The 16,865-nt window shown below is 72.2% G+C and carries 15 protein-coding genes and 2 pseudogenes; 10 read left to right on the top strand and 7 right to left on the bottom strand.

Annotated elements, in window-relative coordinates:
- The first annotated feature begins 37 nt into the window (after positions 1 to 37).
- From ABZV06_RS02430 to ABZV06_RS02410, 5 genes are read left to right on the top strand one after another with little or no spacing between them, the layout of a single operon-like run.
- A complete protein-coding gene (locus ABZV06_RS02430; RefSeq protein ID WP_355617909.1) occupies positions 38 to 790 on the top strand; it encodes an NUDIX domain-containing protein in 753 nt (250 codons plus the stop codon).
- Complete coding sequence (locus ABZV06_RS02425; protein ID WP_355617906.1) at positions 787 to 1,752, top strand: serine/threonine protein kinase; 966 nt, start codon at positions 787 to 789, stop codon at positions 1,750 to 1,752. Before ABZV06_RS02430 ends, ABZV06_RS02425 begins: the two co-directional genes overlap by 4 nt.
- 10 nt (positions 1,753 to 1,762) lie before the next feature.
- On the top strand, positions 1,763 to 2,722 hold the full coding sequence (locus tag ABZV06_RS02420) for a hypothetical protein (protein ID WP_355617903.1): 960 nt from the start codon (positions 1,763 to 1,765) through the stop codon (positions 2,720 to 2,722).
- Positions 2,719 to 3,981: an adenylosuccinate synthetase gene (locus tag ABZV06_RS02415; RefSeq protein ID WP_355617900.1), complete on the top strand. Its 1,263-nt coding sequence runs from the start codon at positions 2,719 to 2,721 to the stop codon at positions 3,979 to 3,981. The genes ABZV06_RS02420 and ABZV06_RS02415 overlap by 4 nt, the downstream gene beginning before the upstream one ends.
- Positions 3,982 to 4,036: 55 nt before the next feature.
- Positions 4,037 to 4,657: a DedA family protein gene (locus ABZV06_RS02410; protein ID WP_355245563.1), complete on the top strand. Its 621-nt coding sequence runs from the start codon at positions 4,037 to 4,039 to the stop codon at positions 4,655 to 4,657.
- Between the two features lie 22 nt (positions 4,658 to 4,679).
- Here the strand turns inward: ABZV06_RS02410 and ABZV06_RS02405 are convergent, their stop codons facing one another.
- Together ABZV06_RS02405 and ABZV06_RS02400 are read right to left on the bottom strand one after the other, a co-directional pair.
- Positions 4,680 to 5,321, bottom strand: coding sequence for a response regulator transcription factor (locus ABZV06_RS02405; RefSeq protein WP_355617897.1), 642 nt, complete (start codon positions 5,319 to 5,321; stop codon positions 4,680 to 4,682).
- Positions 5,318 to 6,469 carry a histidine kinase gene (locus ABZV06_RS02400; RefSeq protein WP_355617895.1) on the bottom strand — a complete coding sequence of 384 codons (1,152 nt, stop codon included), beginning with the start codon at positions 6,467 to 6,469 and terminating at the stop codon, positions 5,318 to 5,320. Before ABZV06_RS02400 ends, ABZV06_RS02405 begins: the two co-directional genes overlap by 4 nt.
- A gap of 170 nt (positions 6,470 to 6,639) precedes the next feature.
- Here ABZV06_RS02400 and ABZV06_RS02395 point away from each other — a divergent pair, with 170 nt between their 5' ends.
- A complete protein-coding gene (locus tag ABZV06_RS02395; protein WP_355245554.1) occupies positions 6,640 to 7,302 on the top strand; it encodes a DedA family protein in 663 nt (220 codons plus the stop codon).
- On the opposite strand, the gene ABZV06_RS02390 is transcribed toward ABZV06_RS02395, so the two are convergent.
- Positions 7,277 to 7,915, bottom strand: coding sequence for a TetR/AcrR family transcriptional regulator (locus ABZV06_RS02390; protein ID WP_355048432.1), 639 nt, complete (start codon positions 7,913 to 7,915; stop codon positions 7,277 to 7,279). The two genes, ABZV06_RS02395 and ABZV06_RS02390, sit on opposite strands and share 26 nt — an antisense overlap.
- A gap of 68 nt (positions 7,916 to 7,983) precedes the next feature.
- Here ABZV06_RS02390 and ABZV06_RS02385 point away from each other — a divergent pair, with 68 nt between their 5' ends.
- From ABZV06_RS02385 to ABZV06_RS02375, 3 genes are all read left to right on the top strand, one after another.
- Positions 7,984 to 8,436: an SCP2 sterol-binding domain-containing protein gene (locus ABZV06_RS02385; RefSeq protein WP_355245551.1), complete on the top strand. Its 453-nt coding sequence runs from the start codon at positions 7,984 to 7,986 to the stop codon at positions 8,434 to 8,436.
- A 1-nt stretch (position 8,437) separates the two neighbouring features.
- Positions 8,438 to 9,652: an acyl-CoA dehydrogenase family protein gene (locus ABZV06_RS02380; RefSeq protein WP_355245548.1), complete on the top strand. Its 1,215-nt coding sequence runs from the start codon at positions 8,438 to 8,440 to the stop codon at positions 9,650 to 9,652.
- Between the two features lie 190 nt (positions 9,653 to 9,842).
- Positions 9,843 to 11,405, top strand: a complete 1,563-nt coding sequence (locus ABZV06_RS02375) for an AMP-binding protein (RefSeq protein WP_355617997.1) — start codon at positions 9,843 to 9,845, stop codon at positions 11,403 to 11,405.
- 46 nt (positions 11,406 to 11,451) lie between these two features.
- Here the strand turns inward: ABZV06_RS02375 and ABZV06_RS02370 are convergent.
- Positions 11,452 to 12,317, bottom strand: a pseudogene (locus ABZV06_RS02370) (response regulator); the annotation flags it as partial.
- Positions 12,318 to 12,527: 210 nt separating this feature from the next.
- Positions 12,528 to 12,806, bottom strand: a pseudogene (locus ABZV06_RS02365) (histidine kinase); the annotation flags it as partial.
- A 557-nt stretch (positions 12,807 to 13,363) separates the two neighbouring features.
- Here ABZV06_RS02365 and ABZV06_RS02360 point away from each other — a divergent pair.
- A complete protein-coding gene (locus tag ABZV06_RS02360) occupies positions 13,364 to 14,431 on the top strand; it encodes a DUF418 domain-containing protein (RefSeq protein ID WP_355617892.1) in 1,068 nt (355 codons plus the stop codon).
- Between the two features lie 19 nt (positions 14,432 to 14,450).
- Here the strand turns inward: ABZV06_RS02360 and purD are convergent, their stop codons facing one another.
- Together purD and ABZV06_RS02350 are read right to left on the bottom strand one after the other, a co-directional pair.
- The gene (gene purD / locus ABZV06_RS02355; protein ID WP_355245542.1) at positions 14,451 to 15,701 is read right to left on the bottom strand and encodes a phosphoribosylamine--glycine ligase; all 1,251 of its coding nucleotides are present in this window, start codon (positions 15,699 to 15,701) and stop codon (positions 14,451 to 14,453) included.
- Positions 15,702 to 15,853: 152 nt separating this feature from the next.
- On the bottom strand, positions 15,854 to 16,783 hold the full coding sequence (locus tag ABZV06_RS02350) for a type IV toxin-antitoxin system AbiEi family antitoxin domain-containing protein (RefSeq protein ID WP_355617889.1): 930 nt from the start codon (positions 16,781 to 16,783) through the stop codon (positions 15,854 to 15,856).
- Between the last annotated feature and the right edge of the window lie 82 nt (positions 16,784 to 16,865).

The following is a 16,865-nucleotide window of genomic DNA, read 5'->3' as shown; positions in this document are numbered from 1 at the left end:
TCTCACAGCGAGATGTTCTCAAGGTGAGAGAGACGCGATGAACGAGCAGGATTTCCTGGCCGCGTACGACCCGCGGGCCTACCCGTCGGTCGCCGTGACCGTCGACGTGGTGGCGCTGACCATCCGCGACGACGCGCTGCACCTGCTGCTGATCCGACGCGGTGAGGCACCCTTCGCGGGGCACTGGGCGCTGCCCGGCGGCTTCGTCCGCCCCGACGAGGACCTGATTACCGGTGCCCGACGGGAGCTGGCCGAGGAGACCGGGCTCGGCGGCGAGGGGCTTCGGCGCGTACACCTGGAGCAGTTGGGCAGCTACGGCGCTCCCGACCGTGACCCGCGGATGCGCGTCGTCTCGATCGCTCACCTCGCGTTCGCCCCCGACCTGCCGGAACCGGCGGCCGGCACGGACGCCGACGAGGCGATCTGGCTGCCGGTGACCGCGCTGAGCAGCCGGCAGCTCGCCTTCGACCACGGCCGGGTCATCGACGACGCGCTGGAGCGTGCCCGCTCCAAGCTGGAGTACACGCCGCTCGCCACGCGCTTCCTCGCCGCCGAGTTCACGATCAGCGAGCTGCGGGCCGTCTACGAGACGGTCTGGGGTCACCCGCTGCACGCCGGCAACTTCCACCGCAAGGTGCTCTCCGTGCCGGGCTTCGTGGAGAGCACCGGCGCGAGCACCGAGCGCGGCGGCACCCGGGGTGGACCCCGCGCACGGCTCTACCGGGCCGGCGACGCCCGACTGCTGCACCCGGCGCTGCTGCGACCCGCCCGCGAGGAGACGGTGCGGTGAGGACCGCCGAGGCAATCGACCTGGTCACGGCCGCCCGCACCGACGCCGACCTGTTCGGCACCGACCAGCCGGGCCGCCGCTACCGCGAGCTGGTCGCGGCCCTGCACCCCGACCGGCTGCCGACAGACCCGGGGGTACGCGCCGAAGCCCTCGACGCGTTCGTCCACGTCACGACCCGGTGGCAGGCCCGGCGGACGACAGTTTTCGGCGACTACCGGCTCGGTGCGCCGGCTCACTCGGGCGACCTGGCCGATCTCTACGACGTGGGTGACGATCGGCTGCTCAAGCTCCCCCGGCAACCCACCGACAACGACCTGATGGCCCGCGAGGCGCACGCCCTGCACACCATCGCCGAGCGCGGCGACCCGCGCTACCTGCCGTACGTGCCCCGACTCGTCGACGAGTTCCGGCACCGCGACGCCGCGACCGGTGCGGAACGGCGGATCACCGTGCTGGCCACCGCGCCCGGCCTGCACGACCTCGACGAGGTTCGGCGCGCGTACCCCGACGGGTTGGACGCCCGGGACGCGGCCTGGATGTGGCGGCGGCTGCTGGTGGCACTCGGCCTGGCCCACCGGGCCGGCATCGTGCACGGCGCGGTCCTGCCGCGGCACGTGCTGATCGAGCCGGACGCCCACGGCGTGGTGCTCGTCGACTGGTGCTTCTCGACCCCGACGGGCCGCACGATCCCGGCGCTCGTGCCGGGCAACGAGGACTGGTATCCGGAGGAGGTGCCGCGCAGGCGGCCCTGCGGTCCGGGCACCGACATCGCGATGGCCAGCCGGTGCATGAGCTGGCTGATGGGCCCACGCGCACCCCGCGAGCTGGACACCTTCGCGCAGGGCTGCCAGCAGCGATCCCTGCACGCCCGACCCGACGACGCCTGGCGTCTGCTGCGCGAACTCGACCAGGTGCTGGACCGGCTCTACGGCCCACGCACCTTCCGACCCTTCACCCTCTAGAGGAGCTGTCATGGGCAGTGGAACCTGGTCCACCGACGTGTACGACGCCGCCGACCGTTACCGACGCAGGACCGGCCGCAGCGCGTTCTCCTACAGCGACAGCGGTGCGCGCACCGTGCACGCTTCGCTCGACCCGCGCGGCGCGACCCGGGAGAGCCGCGACTCCGCCGAGCACCCGCAGTCGACGCCCATCGCGGTGCTCTTCGACGTGACCGGCTCGATGCGTACGGTGCCGCGTGTCCTGCAGACCAAGCTGCCGCAGCTCCTCGGGCTGCTGCAACGGCAGGGCTACGCCAGCGACCCGCAGATCATGTTCGGCGCGATCGGCGACGCCACCTGCGACCGGGTGCCGTTGCAGGTGGGCCAGTTCGAGTCGGACAACCGGATGGACGACGACCTCGGCCGGATCGTCCTCGAAGGCGGCGGCGGCGGGCAGATGACCGAGTCGTACGAGCTGGCCATGTACTTCATGGCCCGGCACACCGCCACCGACAACTGGGACAAGCGCGGCCGACGCGGCTACCTGTTCATCATCGGCGACGAACTGGCGTACCCACGGGTCAATGCCCGGGAGGTGGCCGGCCTGATCGGCGACGACCTGGGTGAGGACGTACCCCTGCGGCAGGTCGTCGACGAGGTGACCCGGCGGTGGGACACGTACTACCTGCTCCCCGCCGGCAGCCACTACGCCGGCAACGCGAAGGTGTTGGACTTCTGGCGCGACCTGCTCGGGCAGAACGCCGTCGTGCTCGACGACCTGGACGCGGTCTGCGAGACCATCGCGCTCACCATCGGCCTCGGTGAGCAGGCGATCGACCTGGACGAGGGCCTGCGCCACCTGGACCACGCCGGCTCCGGCGCCACCGGGACCGTGTCGAAGGCGCTGGCCCGGCTCGGCCGGGGACGGCGGGCCGAGGTGTCGACGCTGCCGGCGTTCACCGACACGGCCAGCGGGGTGACCCGGCTGTGAACCACGTGGCGGTGGTCGACCTCGGCTACGGCGACGCGGGCAAGGGCACCGTCGTGGACTGGCTCTGCGCCACCCGGCCCGTGCACACGGTGGTCCGCTTCAACGGGGGCGCGCAGGCGGCACACAACGTCGTGCTGCGCGACGGGCGGCACCACACGTTCGCACAGTTCGGCGCGGGCACGTTCCATCCCGGTGTCGGGACGTACCTGTCCCGGCACGTGGTGGTGGACCCGCTCGCCCTGGCCGCCGAGGCCGACCATCTCGCCACGATCGGGGTGCCCGACGCGCTGGACCGACTGACCGTCGACTCCGAGGCGCTGCTCGCCACCCCGTACCACCGGGCCGCCAACCGGGCCCGGGAGATCGCCCGGGGCGCCGACCGGCACGGCTCCTGCGGGTTGGGGGTGGGCGAGACCGTCGCGTACGGGCTCGCCCACCCCGACGACGCGCCCCGGGTCGCCGACTGCCGACATCCAGCCCTGCTGCGCCGCCGGTTGAGCGTCCTGCGGGACCGACTGACCGCCGAACTCGGCCCGCTGGACGCGCCGCCCGTCGAGGACTGCCTACCCGCGTTCACCGGGTTCGCCGACCGGGTCGCCATCGTCGACCGAAGCTGGCTCGCAGCGGCGCTGCGCACCGGGACCTGCGTCTTCGAGGGCGCACAGGGGGTGTTGCTGGACGAGTGGCACGGCTTCCACCCGTACACCACCTGGAGCACCACCACGTTCGCCAACGTCGACAGCCTGCTCGCCGAGGCGGGCCTGACCGGCGAGGTGACCCGGATCGGTGTGCTGCGCGTGGTCACCACCCGGCACGGGCCCGGCCCACTGGTGACCGAGGACCCGGCTCTGCCCTTCGCCGACAGGCACAACCCGACGAACCCGTGGCAGGGCCGGTTCCGGTTCGGCCACTTCGACGCGGTCGCCCACCGGTACGCCCTCGCGGCGGCCGGCGGTGTCGACGGCCTGGCGCTGACCCACCTCGACCTCGCCGGCCCCGACCTGCGGATCTGCCGCCGCTACGACACCGGTGACCGGCTCACCCCCGGCCCACCCGGCGACCTGGACCGGCAGGCCGCGCTCACCGCCCGCCTCCTACGGTCCCGTCCGGTGTACGACGACCCGCCGGCCGACTGGGCCGAGGCGGTCGGCGCGGAGCTGGACACGCCTGTGGTGCTGACCTCGCACGGGCCCACCGCCGACGACAAGAGGGCGCACGGTCCGCTGCTCCACCCAGCGGCACTGTTCAGCGCGGGCTGAGGCGTCTTCCGGCGACTCGGCCACCGGGCCGGTCGTACCCGGCGAGCATGGGGGGATGGACGCCCTGCTCGACCTCCTCCGTGGGACGGTCACCTCACCGTGGGTGTACCTGTTGATCTTCGGGCTCACCGCAGTCGACGCGTTCTTCCCGGCGGTGCCCGGCGAGGCAGCCGTGATCACCGCCGGGGTGCTGTCCGCCAGTGGCGGTCACCCCAGCCTGACCCTCGTGATCGCCAGCGCCGGCGTCGGCGCGCTGGTCGGTGACCACATCTCGTACGCCATCGGGCGCGGCGGCGGCGCGAGCCGGCTGGCCCGGCTCCCCGACGGCAGCCGTCGGCGGGCCAGCTCCGAGTGGGCCCGGCGCGCGGTGGACCGCCGGGGCGGGATGATCCTGACCACCAGCCGGTACGTGCCGGGAGGCCGGACCGCCGTCACCCTCACCATGGGCGCGGTGGGCTATCCCCGCCGCGCGTTCCTGCTGTACGACAGCATCGGGGCGTTCACCTGGGCGGTGTACTGCGGGCTGCTCGGCTACTTCGGCGGCCTGGCCTTCGAGCGGGACCCCGTGAAGGGCGTGCTGGTCGGTGTGGGCGTCTCACTGGTCATCACCTTCGGCCTGGAAGGGCTCCGCTGGCTGCGCCGCCACGCGCACCGACGGGCCGCCTCCGGCCGCTGATCGCCGTACGGCCCGGGTCACGTCACAGCAGGTCGGCGTCGTGCACCAGGATCGCCAACTGCACCCGGTTGCCCACGTGCAGTTTCGCGAACGCCCGGCTGACATGTGCCTTCACGGTGGCCTCGCTCATCGTCAGCCGCCGGGCGATCTCCGCGTTGCCGTGCCCGCGCGCCACCTCCCGCACGATCTCCAACTCCCGTCCGGTGAGCGGTTCGAGCCGCTGGCGAGCCGCGTCCCGTCGGGCCGGACCACGATCGGCGAACGAGCTGATCAGCCGCCGGGTCACCGTCGGGGCGAGCATCGCGTGCCCGGCTGCCACCGTCCGGACGGCCGCGGCCAGCTCGCGGGGCGGGGTGTCCTTGAGCAGGAAGCCGACAGCACCGGCCCGCAGCGCGCGGTGCACGTACTCGTCCAGGTCGAAGGTGGTCAACATGATCACCTTCGGGCCGGCGGCAACCAGGCCCGGCGCGACCGTCAGCCCGTCGACGCCCGGCATCCGTACGTCGAGCAGCACCACGTCCGGGCGTAACCGGTGGGCCTGCTCCAGCGCGCCGGTGCCGTCCGCGGCCTCGCCGACCACTGTGATGTCCTCGGCCGCCTCCAGGATCAGCCGCAGCCCGGCACGGATGAGCTGCTCGTCGTCGACCACCAGCACCCGTATCACGCCACACCCGCCAGCGGGATCAGGGCCCGGACGAGGTAACCACCGTCCACGGGCGTCGCCTCCAGCCGGCCGCCGAGCAGCTCCACCCGCTCGCGGAGCCCGAGCAGCCCCTGCCCCGCGCCGGGCAACGCCGACCCACCCGTCGACGGACCGTTGCGCACCACCACCTCCAGCCCGTCGGGGAGGTAGCGCAGGCGGACGACCGTCTCCGCGTCGGCCGCGTGCTTGCGTACGTTCGTCAACGCCTCGCGGACCACCCGGTACGCGGTGCGCCCCAACGTCGCCGGTAGCGCGGTCGGCACGCCCTCGTCCTGCCGGGACACGCGCAGACCTGCGGTACGCGATTCCCCGATCAACTCGTCCAGCGCGTCGAGCCCCCGCTCCGGCACCACGGCCGCCTCGGCCTGACGGAGCACACCCAGCACCTCACGCAGGTCGGTGAGCGCCTGCCGGCCGGTCGTGCGGATCAACGCGGCGGCCTCGGCGGTCGCCGGGTTCGCGGCGGTCACCTCCAGGGCACCGGCGTGCACCACCATCAACGAGACCCGATGCGCCACCACGTCGTGCATCTCCCGGGCGATCCTGGTCCGCTCCTCGGCACGTACCCGGTCGGCGTGCGCCTCCCGCTCGCGTTCCAGCCGTTCGGCCCGGTCCCGCAGAGCGGCGAGCGTGTCCCGGCGTGCCCGCACCCAGAGGCCGAGGACCAACGGGAGTCCGACCAGACAGGCGGCGAGCAGCAGCACGTTGCCGGTGGTGGCGGTGGTGATCCGGCGTACGCCGCCGACCTGCACCCCGACCAGGACCCCACCGGCGAGCACCACGGCGGCACCGGCGAGGTAGCCGGCGAGTCGTCCGCCCCGCAGCCGCAGACCCGCCTGGTACGAGGCGACCACCCCGGCCGCCGCGGCGGCGAGCACCAGCCAGCCCAGCGCCGCAGCCAGGAAAACGGGCCAGCGGCGGGTCCGGATCGTGCTGGCGGCCCAACCTGACGAGACCGCTACCACCAGCACGACCGGGCCCGGCAGTGGCGAGCGGACACCGATGTCACCGCTCGCGCTGGCCCAGACGGCGACAGCGACCACGACGGCGAGCAGCAGCACCCCGTACCGCTGGACGACCCGCCGTGGGGCGACGGTGCTGGAGGCCACGCAGCGAGCGTAGGGCTCCACGCGCGACGGTGGTCGCCTCGCACGGTCAGACCGGGGTGCGGTGGGGGAAGACCCCCATCCACCCTCCGGGCCGGTCACTACCTAAGTAGTGCCGCCCGGTTGACCACTGGCCGATGGCGGGAGCCGCCACGCGCACCAGCATCGGGACCATGGATCTGCTGGAGCTGCTGCACGACACGATGTCCTCGCCCTGGGTGTACCTGGCGCTCTTCGCGATCGCGGCGCTCGACGGCTTCTTTCCCGTGGTGCCGAGCGAAACGGCGGTGATCACGGCCGGGGTGTTCGCCGCCTCGGGAGCGCCGTACCTGCCTGCGGTCATCCTCGTGGCAGCCGCCGGGGCACTCGTCGGTGACCACGTCTCGTACGCCATCGGCCGAGGCGGCGGTGCGCGGCTGCTCGACCGGCTGCCACCCGACGGCCGACGCCGAACCGCCGTCGACTGGGCCCGTCGAGGGATCGCGACGCGCGGTGGCCTGATTCTCACCGTGGCCCGGTACGTGCCGGGCGGCCGGACCGCGGTCACCCTCACGATGGGTGCGGTGCATTTCCCCCGGCGACGGTTCCTGGCCTTCGACGCGATCGCCGCCGGCTCCTGGGGCCTCTACTCGGGGCTGGTCGGCTACGTCGGCGGGCTGGCGTTCGAGCAGGATCCCCTGCGCGGCCTCCTGCTCGGGCTGGGCCTCGCCCTGTCGGTGACGGTGGTCGTCGAGGTGGTTCGCTGGCTTCGCGGGCGCCGCGCGGCGGGGGCCGGCGGGCCGGGCACCGACGCCGTCCCCGCCGAGCCCGTCAGTCGACCGGCGGACGCCAGGTGACGCCGTGCAGGAGCTGGGCGGCGCCGAGCCAGGCCACGTTCATCATCCGGGTGGCCGTCTTCTCGGGGTCGGCCTCCGGGTGGTCCGCGAGCCAGTCGGCCAGCGACTCCGTCGCGCCGACCAGGGCGTACGCGACGACCTCCAGGTCGGTGGGCGCGATCTCGCGGCCCTCTTCACGCAGCGCGTGGTCGAGCATCCCGGCGACCACCTCGACCAGCCGGGCGCGCATGGTGGCCAGTTCACCCGCGAACGGCTGCTCGCCACGGGCCTGCCGGTAGAGCACCGCCCAGCCGTCGCGGTGCGCGCCGACGAAGCCGAAGAACGCTTTCAGCCCACGCCACAGCCGCTCGTCGGCCGGCAGATCGGGGGCGGCTGCGCCGGCGATGGCCTGCATCATCCGGGTGCCCTCCCGGTGCAGGCACGCGACGAACAGCTCCTCCTTGGTGCCGAGGTACGCGTACACCATCGGTTTGGAGATGCCGGCGTCCTCCGCGATCTCGTCCATGCTGGCGGCGTGGAAGCCGCGCCGGGAGAAGACCTTCACGGCCGCGTCGAGCATCTGCTGCTCGCGTACGGCGCGCGGCAGGCGCTTGAACGCGGGAGGCGTGGACACCTTGCGAGCATACCTACTCGTGCGTAGGGTTACGCACGAGTAGCCAAATCTTCCGGAAGGCGCGTCTCATGACTGACTTCGACCCGGCCAACTTCGCCAACGTCGGGCCCAAGGAGTTCGCCCAGCTGGTCAAGTCCACCCCGGACGACAAGATCGCCCAGGTGATGTCGGGTGACCTGCGCGGCAAGGTCCTCGGTGAGGTGTTCGGCCGGATGCCGTCGCTGTTCCGCGCGGACCGGGCCGGCTCCACCAACGCGGTCATCCACTGGATCATCACCGGCCGTCCGGACGGCGGCAGCGACACCTACGAGGTGGTCGTCGCCGACGGCAAGTGCGAGGTGAACGAGACCCCGCAGCACGACCCGAAGCTGAGCCTCACCATGGGTCCGGTCGAGTTCCTGAAGATCGTCTCCGGTGGCGCCAACCCGGTCATGATGTTCATGACCGGCAAGCTGAAGGCCAAGGGCGACCTGGGCCTCGCCGCCAACATCGCCAACCTGTTCGACATCCCCAAGGCCTGACATGGCCGAGTTCTCGCTCGACCTGAACGAGGAACAGCGGGATCTACGCGACTGGGTGCACGGCTTCGCCGCCGAGGTCGTGCGCCCGGCCGCCGCCGAGTGGGACGAGCGCGAGGACACCCCGTGGCCGGTGATCCAGGAGGCCGCCAAGGTCGGCCTCTACGGCTTCGAGTTCCTCGCCACCTGCTGGGCCGATCCGACCGGGCTGTCCCTGCCCATCGCCAGCGAGGAGCTCTTCTGGGGTGACGCCGGCATCGGCATGAGCATCTTCGGCACCTCGCTCGCCGTCGCCAGCATCTACGGCACCGGCACCCCGGACCAGATGGTCGAGTGGGTGCCGCAGTGCTTCGGCGACGTCGACTCGCCCGCCGTCGCCGCGTTCTGCAGCAGCGAACCCGAGGCCGGTTCCGACGTCAGCGCGATGCGCACCCGCGCCGTCTACGACGAGGCCGGCGACGAGTGGGTGCTCACCGGCCAGAAGGCGTACGCGACCAACGGCGGTATCGCCGGAGTGCACGTGGTCACCGCCTCCGTCGACCCCACGCTCGGCTCGCGCGGCCAGGCGGCGTTCGTCGTACCGCCGGGCACCCCCGGTCTGGCCGCGACCCGCAAGCTCCGCAAGCTCGGCCTGCGCGCGTCGCACACCGCCGACGTCTTCCTCGACGAGGTACGTGTGCCCGGCCGCTGCCTGCTCGGCGGCAAGGACGCCCTCGACGAGCGGCTGGCCCGCGCCCGCTCCGGGCAACGGGCCACCGGACAGGCCGCCATGCGTACCTTCGAGCTGTCCCGACCCACCGTCGGCGCACAGGCGCTCGGCGTGGCCCGGGCCGCCTACGAGTACGCCCTGGACTACGCCAAGGACCGGGTGCAGTTCGGCCGGCCGATCATCGAGAACCAGGCGGTCGCGTTCGCGCTTGCCGACATGCGAATGGAGATCGACGCGGCCCGGCTGCTGGTCTGGCGGGCTTCGTGGATGGGCCGCAACAACCGGCCGTTCACCGCCGGCGAGGGCTCGATGTCCAAGCTCAAGGCCGGCGAGGTCGCGGTGTCCGTCACCGAGAAGGCCGTGCAACTGCTCGGCGGGGCAGGCTTCCTGCGCGACCACCCGGTGGAACGCTGGTACCGCGACGCCAAGATCTACACCATTTTCGAGGGTACGTCCGAGATCCAGCGCCTGGTGATCTCACGAGCGATCTCCGGCGTGCAGATCCGCTGACCCTCCGGCCGACGGTCGTCCGGGCCCGGGTGTCCCCGACCCGGCCCGGACCACCGCTTCTGCCTATCCGTGCCGCCTACGTCACCCCACGCCGACGTCGGCTGGGCCCTCCAAAGCGCCGGGTGCATGATCAAGGAAGACGCCCCGACGGATGGGGCTGTCCGCGTGCCACCCCGAGGAGGTCTGCGGCATGGACCTGCCGTTCGTCGTCACCACGCTGACCCGTCGCGGTCTGCTCACCCCGGGCCGTCCGGTCCGGATGGCCTCGCAGTTCAACGCGCTGCGTACCTGGGGATGGAGCCTCGCCGGCGAACTGCGCCAGGCTGCCGCCCGCGACCCCGGTCGAGCGGCGGTCATCGACGAGGACGGCGTCGAGCTGACCTACCAGGCTCTCCTCGACCGGGCCGAGCGGATGGCCCGGTCGATGCGGTCCGGCCTCGGCGTACAGCCCGGCGACAGGATCGGCGTGCTCTGCCGCAACCACCACGGACTGATCGAGACGATCGTCGCGGCGACCCTGCTCGGCGTCGACGCGGTCCTGGTCAACACGGGTCTCTCCGCCGCACAGTTGGCGACCGTCGCCGAGGAACAACGGCTACGGCTGCTGGTGCACGACGACGAGTTCGCCGAACGGGTCGTCGGTCTCCCCGCCGAGCTTCCCCGCCTCGACGAGCGCGCCCGCGAGGAGTTGGTCGCCGGGGCCCTGCCGGGCGAGCTGCACCCGCCGGAGCACGACGGGCGCATCATCGTGCTCACCTCGGGCACCACCGGCGCTCCCAAGGGCGCCCGCCGCCCCACACCCAGCGGTTTCGGGCCACTCGTGTCCATCATCGACCGCATCCCCCTGCACGCGAAGGACCGGGTGCTCATCGCCGCCCCGATCTTCCACACCTGGGGATTCGCGGCCCTGCAGGTGTGCTTCGCGCTGCGGGCCACCATCGTGCTGCACCGCCGCTTCGACCCGGCCGCCACGCTCACCGCCCTGGTGGCACAACGCTGCGACGCCCTCTTCGCCGTACCCGTGATGCTCCAGCGCCTGCTGGAAGTGCCCCCGCCGGACCCACGTCCGACACTCAAGGTCGTCGCGGTCAGCGGATCGGCCCTGCCCGGCGGGCTCGCCCCGAAGTTCATGGACGTGTACGGGGACGTCCTCTACAACCTGTACGGGTCCACCGAGGTCTCCTGGGCGTCCATCGCCGGCCCGGTAGACCTGCGCCAGGCGCCCACCACCGCCGGTCGCCCACCGCACGGCACCCGACTGGAACTGCTCGACACGGCCGGCCAGCCGGTGTCGCAAGGGCAGGTCGGGCGCATCTTCGTCGGCAACGAGATGCTCTTCGAGGGCTACACCTCCGGCGCCACCCGGGAGACCCGTGACGGGCTGCTCGACACCGGCGACCTCGGCCGGCTCAACTCCGACGGGCTGCTCTTCGTCGACGGCCGCGCCGACGACATGATCGTCTCCGGTGGCGAGAACGTGTTCCCATCCGAGGTGGAGGACCTGCTCGCCCAGCTACCGCAGGTACGCGAGGCCGCCGTGATCGGCGTACCCGACCCCGAGTACGGCCAGCGCCTGGCCGCGTTCCTCGCCCTGCACCCCGGCGAGACGCTCGACCCCGAGGCGGTCCGCGAGTACGTCCGGCACTACCTGGCCCGCTTCTCCGTACCCCGGGACGTGGTCTTCGTGAAGTACCTGCCCCGCAACGCCACCGGCAAGGTGCTCGCGCGCGAATTGCGCCGCTACTACGGCTGAGTCGGCCAGGAGTCGTGACCCGACCCGGGCGGCCCGGCGACCGGCCTCACCGACGGGGGCCCAGACCCGCCTCCTGCGCCAGCAACGCCGCCTGGGTCCGGTTGGCGCAACCGAGCTTGACCAGAAGCCGGGAGACGTAGCCCTTGACGGTGGCCTCGGACAGGTGCAGGCGGCGGGCGATCTGCTGGTTCGACCGGCCGGCCCCGAGGCTCTCCAGCACCTCCACCTCCCGCTCGGTGAGCGACAGAAGCAGGTCACGGGCACGCTGGCTCGGCACCGCCTGCGCGACGAGACGATCAGCCGCCACCGCGGAAAGCACCGTGTGCCCTGCGGCCGCCACCCGCACCAGGGCGAGCAGGTCGTCGGGCGACGTCGACTTGAGCAGGAAACCGGCCGCCCCGGCCCGGAGCGCGCCGGTCACGTAGTCGTCCAGGTCGAACGTGGTGAGAGCCAGGACCCGTGGCGGCGACGGCAGGGTCATGATCCGCTCGGTGGCCCTGATCCCGTCGACGCCCGGCATCCGCAGGTCCATCAGCACCACGTCGGGCCGTAGTCGCACCGCAGCCTCCACAGCGTCCGCCCCGTCGTACGCCTCGCCGACGACCGTCAGGTCCGGCGCGGACCCGAGGATCGTGCGCAGGTGGGCACAGACCATCCGCTCGTCGTCCACGACGAGCACCCGGATCACGACCGCACCGGCAGCATCGCGTGGACGGCGAAGCCACCCGGCGTCGTCGGTCCGGCCGCGAACGTCCCGCCAAGCACCTCGACGCGGTGCCGCAACCCGGCCAGGCCGGTGCCACCACCGGCGGCAGCCAGGGCAGCGTCGGGTGAGCGACCCGCCGGGGTGTTCGACACCGTGACGAGCACCTTCTGCGTGCCGTACTCGATCGACACGGTGGCGGCGGCACCCGGCGCGTGCTTGTGCACGTTCGTCAGCGACTCCTGGATCAGCCGGAACAGCGTCCTCCGCACCGTCGAAGCGAGCCCCTGCGGGTCGCCCACTTCGGAGAGCCGCACCGGTAGACCGACCGCACGGGAATCATCGACCAACCGGACCAGCTCGGGTGTGTCGTCCGGGACCGGATCAACCCGTGGGTGTCCGTCCTCGCCCCGCAGCACCCCCACCAGGTCGCGCAGCTCCGTCAACGCCTGGCAGCCGTTCGCCCGCAGTTCCTCGGCCGCCGCCCGGGCCGTCGGATCGGTGGTGGTGACCCGAAGCGCGCCCGCCTGCAACACCATGAGGTTGATCCGGTGGGTGACCACGTCGTGCATCTCGGCGGCGAGCCGCACGCGTTCCTCGACGCGCGCCTGATCGGCCAGGAGCAAGCGCTCCCGCTCGGCCCGCTCCGCCCGGTCGGTCAACTCCGCCAGCAGGCTCCGCCGGGCCCGGACGTACATCCCCAGGACCGCCGTGGCGAGGATGACAGTCGGCGCTGTGAACGGATCGGCGATCGACCAGGCGCTCGCCCCCACCAGGAACGCCACCGTCAGCAGCCCGATCACCGTCCACTGTCGCCACCGCCGACCCCGTCCGTACGCCGTCACCGCATACGGAACGAGGACGGCGGCCCAGGCCGGCGCGAAGAGACTGATCCCGGCGATGGTCAGCGCTGCGGTGTACGGGCGTTGCCGACGAACCAGCAGCATCACCGCGGCGGCCACCTGCGCGGCCACGTAGGCCCAGGTAGGTGCGGGGACCAGCTTGGTGTCGACGTCCGGATCCGCCAGTTCCAGCCCACCGCCGGCCGCCGTCGCCACGAGCGCGAGCAGCACGTCCACGGTGACCCGGAACACCCGGCCTCGGCCCATGGCAGCAGGGTAACCGGGTGCCCGGAAAACAGCCTGCCACGCGTGCGGGAAGCCGACGAAACCACGACCGGCATACGACGAAAGGAGGTGGCGGTCACGACTTTCTCCGCTGACGACACTCGGCGACCCCACGGTGGGATCGACCCATGACCGAATCGGTACGGACGACTGACCGACCACCGGCACCGACCGACGTCTCCACCGTCGGGCCGCGTATCGGCGCGCTGGACGCGCTGCGCGGCTTCGCGCTCTGCGGCATCCTGATCATCAACATCTACCAGCAGGTCGTCTTCCGCGGCGAGGCGGCCGGCACCTCGACGCGGCTGCCGGAGGCGGTGCAACTGCTCTTCTACGAGCGGTTCTACCCGATCTTCTCGATCCTGTTCGGTGTCGGCTTCGGCATCTTCCTCCGACGCGCCGCGACCCGGACCAGCCGGCCCCGGGTGGTGCTGGCCCGCCGACTGGTCGTCCTCCTGCTGATCGGTGTCGCGCACTTCGTCGTCCACCCCGGGGAGGCGCTGACCGCGTACGCGTTGGCCGGCCTTCTCGTGCTGCTGCCGCTGAGTTACCTCGGCGGGCGCACGGCCCTCGTCGTCGCGGTACTGCTGCTGCTCGCCGGCGCGCAACTCGTCGTCGGTTACGGGCCCATCCCGGGCCTGCTCGCCCTCGGCTACGCGCTGGCGGCGCTGGGCGTGCCGGCCGCCCTTGAGCGTCGCACCGGACGGGTGGCGATCGCATTCGTCGTCTTCGCCGCGCTCGCGGTGACCTGGATCGTGCTGACCATCCGCGACGTGGACCTGCCAACCGTCAACGTCCTCGGCGGACCAGGCGGCGGCGTGAGCCTGCTACCCCCGCTCGCCGGCATCGCCACCGGCCTCGCGTACTGCTGCGGTCTGCTACTGCTGCTACACACGCCGGCCGGGCCGGCGCTCTCCGCGGTGTTGTCGCCAATGGGCCGGATGGCCCTGACGAACTACCTGAGCGCCACCGCACTGTTCCTGCTCGCCGGTCCACCGCTGGGCATCGACAGCACCCGCGACCTGCCCCGCATCGTGGGACTCACCGTCGCCATCATCATCGTCCAGGCGGTGTGGAGCGTGCTCTGGCTGCGAACGTTCCGCTACGGCCCGGTCGAGTGGGCGTGGCGCTGCCTGACGTGGTGGCGACGCGCGCCGATCCGACGTCGAGGCGCGGAGTCGACGACCCCGGCCTGACCCACGCCGACCGACGGCTTCAGGCGGGAATCGTGATCCGGTCGTCGATCGCGGCGGCGGCGATGTCGGTGCGGTGCTGCGAGCCCGCCAGCTCCACCCCGTCCACCAGCGCGTACGCCGCGTCTCGAGCGGACGCCAGATCGGGGCCGGTGGCCGTACCGCAGAGAACCCGGCCGCCGGCGGACAGCAACGCGCCGTCGCCGGCCCGGCGGACGGTGCCCGCGTGGATGATGCCCGGCCGGTCCGCACCGGTGATCACATCGCCGGTACGCGGCGCGGCGGGATAGCCCTGCGCGGCGAGCACCACGGTGACCGCGGCACCGTCCCGCCAGCGCAGCGGCGGGTGCTCGGCGAGCGTGCCGGTGGCCGCCGCGTGCAACAACCCACCCAGCGGCGTCTCCAGCAGCGCGAGCACCACCTGGGTCTCCGGGTCACCGAAGCGCGCATTGAACTCGATCACCCGGGGGCCGGCGGCGGTCATCGCGAGGCCGACATAGAGCAGACCCGCGAACGGCGTGCCCCGGCGGCGCAACTCGGCCAGCGTCGGGTGGACCACGTCGCGCATGACATCGTCGACGAGACCCGGCGGCGCCCAGGGCAGCGGCGCGTACGCTCCCATGCCACCCGTGTTCGGGCCGGTGTCGCCGTCGCCGATCCGCTTGAAGTCCTGCGCGGGCAGCAGCGGCAGAGCGGCCTCACCGTCGGTGACCACGAACAGGCTGACCTCCGGCCCGTCGAGGAACTCCTCGACCACGACCCGGCCACACTCGGCGGCGTGCGCCAGCGCGGCGGACCGGTCGTCGGTCACCACCACGCCCTTGCCGGCGGCGAGACCGTCGTCCTTCACCACGTACGGCGCGCCGAACTCGTCGAGCGCCCGCGCGGTGCTCTCCTCGTCCGTGCAGACGTACGCCCGGGCGGTCGGCACACCGGCGGCGGTCATCACGTCCTTGGCGAACGCCTTCGAACCCTCCAACTGGGCGGCCTCGGCAGACGGCCCGAACACGGCGATGCCCTTGGCGCGTACGGCGTCGGCGACACCGGCGACCAGCGGCGCCTCCGGACCGATAACCACCAGGTCAGCAGCGATCTCCACCGCCAACGCCGCCACGGCGGCCGGATCGGTCGCGGTGACGGACCGCAGCTCGGCCACCTCGGCGATCCCCGGATTACCGGGAGCGGCGATCAACGCGTCGACAGCCGGATCACGCACCAGCCCGAGGGCGAGCGCATGCTCACGCCCCCCACCACCCACCAAGAGAACCCGCACAACCCGCCACCCTACCGCCCCCCACCCCAACCCCATCCCCCCGCCGCCGCCCGCCCGGCCCGCCGCCCGCCGCCCCCGCCCGGCCCGGCCCTCGCCGGTGATCATGAAGTTATTGCCCATTACCTCGGCGTGTCGGGGCAATAACTTCATGATCAGCGGTGTCGGGCTGCGGCCATCGCCTGTCGGACGCTCCACGGGATGTAGTCCGGGCGCAGGGTGTCCTGCCAGGTGAAACGGAGCAAGGTCCAGCCTGCGTTCACCAGGCGGTTCTGACGGTGCCGGTCGGCGAACACGGCATCTGGCAGGCCATGCGGGTCACGACCGTCGGCCTCGGCGATGAGTTGGTAACCACGCCATCCGAGGTCGCCGATGCCCAACAGGTAGCCGTCGTCGTCCCGTACCTCGAGTTGCAGCGCATCGGGCGGCACCCTGCCATCGACACATCGGAGCCGGGCGCGCGTCTCAAGTGGTGACTGAGCCCGCCCGTCCACCTCAGCGAGGAAGGCACGCGCCGCGATCGCACCCCTCCGCCCACGGATCAGGCGCGGCAGGGCGAGCAAGTCTTCGGCTGTCACCAGCCGACGGTTCAATGCCGAATCCAGCACACTCACCGCTGAGAAGCGATCGACCCGAAGACTCACGTCAGCAAGAGTCCTGAGCGGTTCGGTCGCGATAAGTCCGTCCACCCGAACAAGTTGCTCGGACGGGATGACCAACTGGTGGACCACCACCTCGGGATGGGCGATTCGAGCCGGCCTGGCAGTCGGCCCAGGCACCGACAGGTGAATCGACTCGGTGGCCCGCAAACCAGCCAGCCCGTGCAGTTCAGCGGCTGTCGCGAGCACGGCCGCCGCCGACGGCCCAAACGATTCCAGCGCTGCCCTGATCCGCGCACGGCGCGGCACCCCGCCATACAGGTCGGCGTCCACGAGATAGCTGCCACGCGTTACGACCCGCCAGTGGCCGGCACGGCAGAGCCGCTGCACCTCGTGGGTGGTGAAGCCGGCGGCACGCGCCTGCCGGAGCGTCACAATCCCGTCGCGCGAGCGAGCGAGGCGCCGCACGGCAGCCAGGGCATCCATCCGGCCACCCTGGCCGACCAGAGAACCGCCCGGAACCCCCTGTGGACAACCGACGACACCCCTGTGGATAAGTCGACTGGCC

Source organism: Micromonospora sp. NPDC005172 (assembly GCF_040608555.1).
In the GTDB taxonomy this organism is placed as follows: Bacteria; Actinomycetota; Actinomycetes; order Mycobacteriales; family Micromonosporaceae; genus Micromonospora.
The sequence above is the reverse complement of the archived record's forward strand: the minus strand, read 5'-3'. Positions and strand labels throughout refer to the sequence as shown.

Bases quoted from the DNA above. Each gene is read 5' to 3' on its own strand.
- ABZV06_RS02430 (WP_355617909.1), top strand. From the start codon at position 38: ATGAACGAGCAGGATTTCCTGGCCGCGTACGACCCGCGGGCCTACCCG.
- ABZV06_RS02420 (WP_355617903.1), top strand. From the start codon at position 1,763: ATGGGCAGTGGAACCTGGTCCACCGACGTGTACGACGCCGCCGACCGT.
- ABZV06_RS02410 (WP_355245563.1), top strand. From the start codon at position 4,037: ATGGACGCCCTGCTCGACCTCCTCCGTGGGACGGTCACCTCACCGTGG.
- ABZV06_RS02395 (WP_355245554.1), top strand. From the start codon at position 6,640: ATGGATCTGCTGGAGCTGCTGCACGACACGATGTCCTCGCCCTGGGTG.
- ABZV06_RS02385 (WP_355245551.1), top strand. From the start codon at position 7,984: ATGACTGACTTCGACCCGGCCAACTTCGCCAACGTCGGGCCCAAGGAG.
- ABZV06_RS02380 (WP_355245548.1), top strand. From the start codon at position 8,438: ATGGCCGAGTTCTCGCTCGACCTGAACGAGGAACAGCGGGATCTACGC.
- ABZV06_RS02375 (WP_355617997.1), top strand. From the start codon at position 9,843: ATGGACCTGCCGTTCGTCGTCACCACGCTGACCCGTCGCGGTCTGCTC.
- ABZV06_RS02360 (WP_355617892.1), top strand. From the start codon at position 13,364: ATGACCGAATCGGTACGGACGACTGACCGACCACCGGCACCGACCGAC.
- ABZV06_RS02350 (WP_355617889.1), bottom strand. From the start codon at position 16,783: ATGGATGCCCTGGCTGCCGTGCGGCGCCTCGCTCGCTCGCGCGACGGG.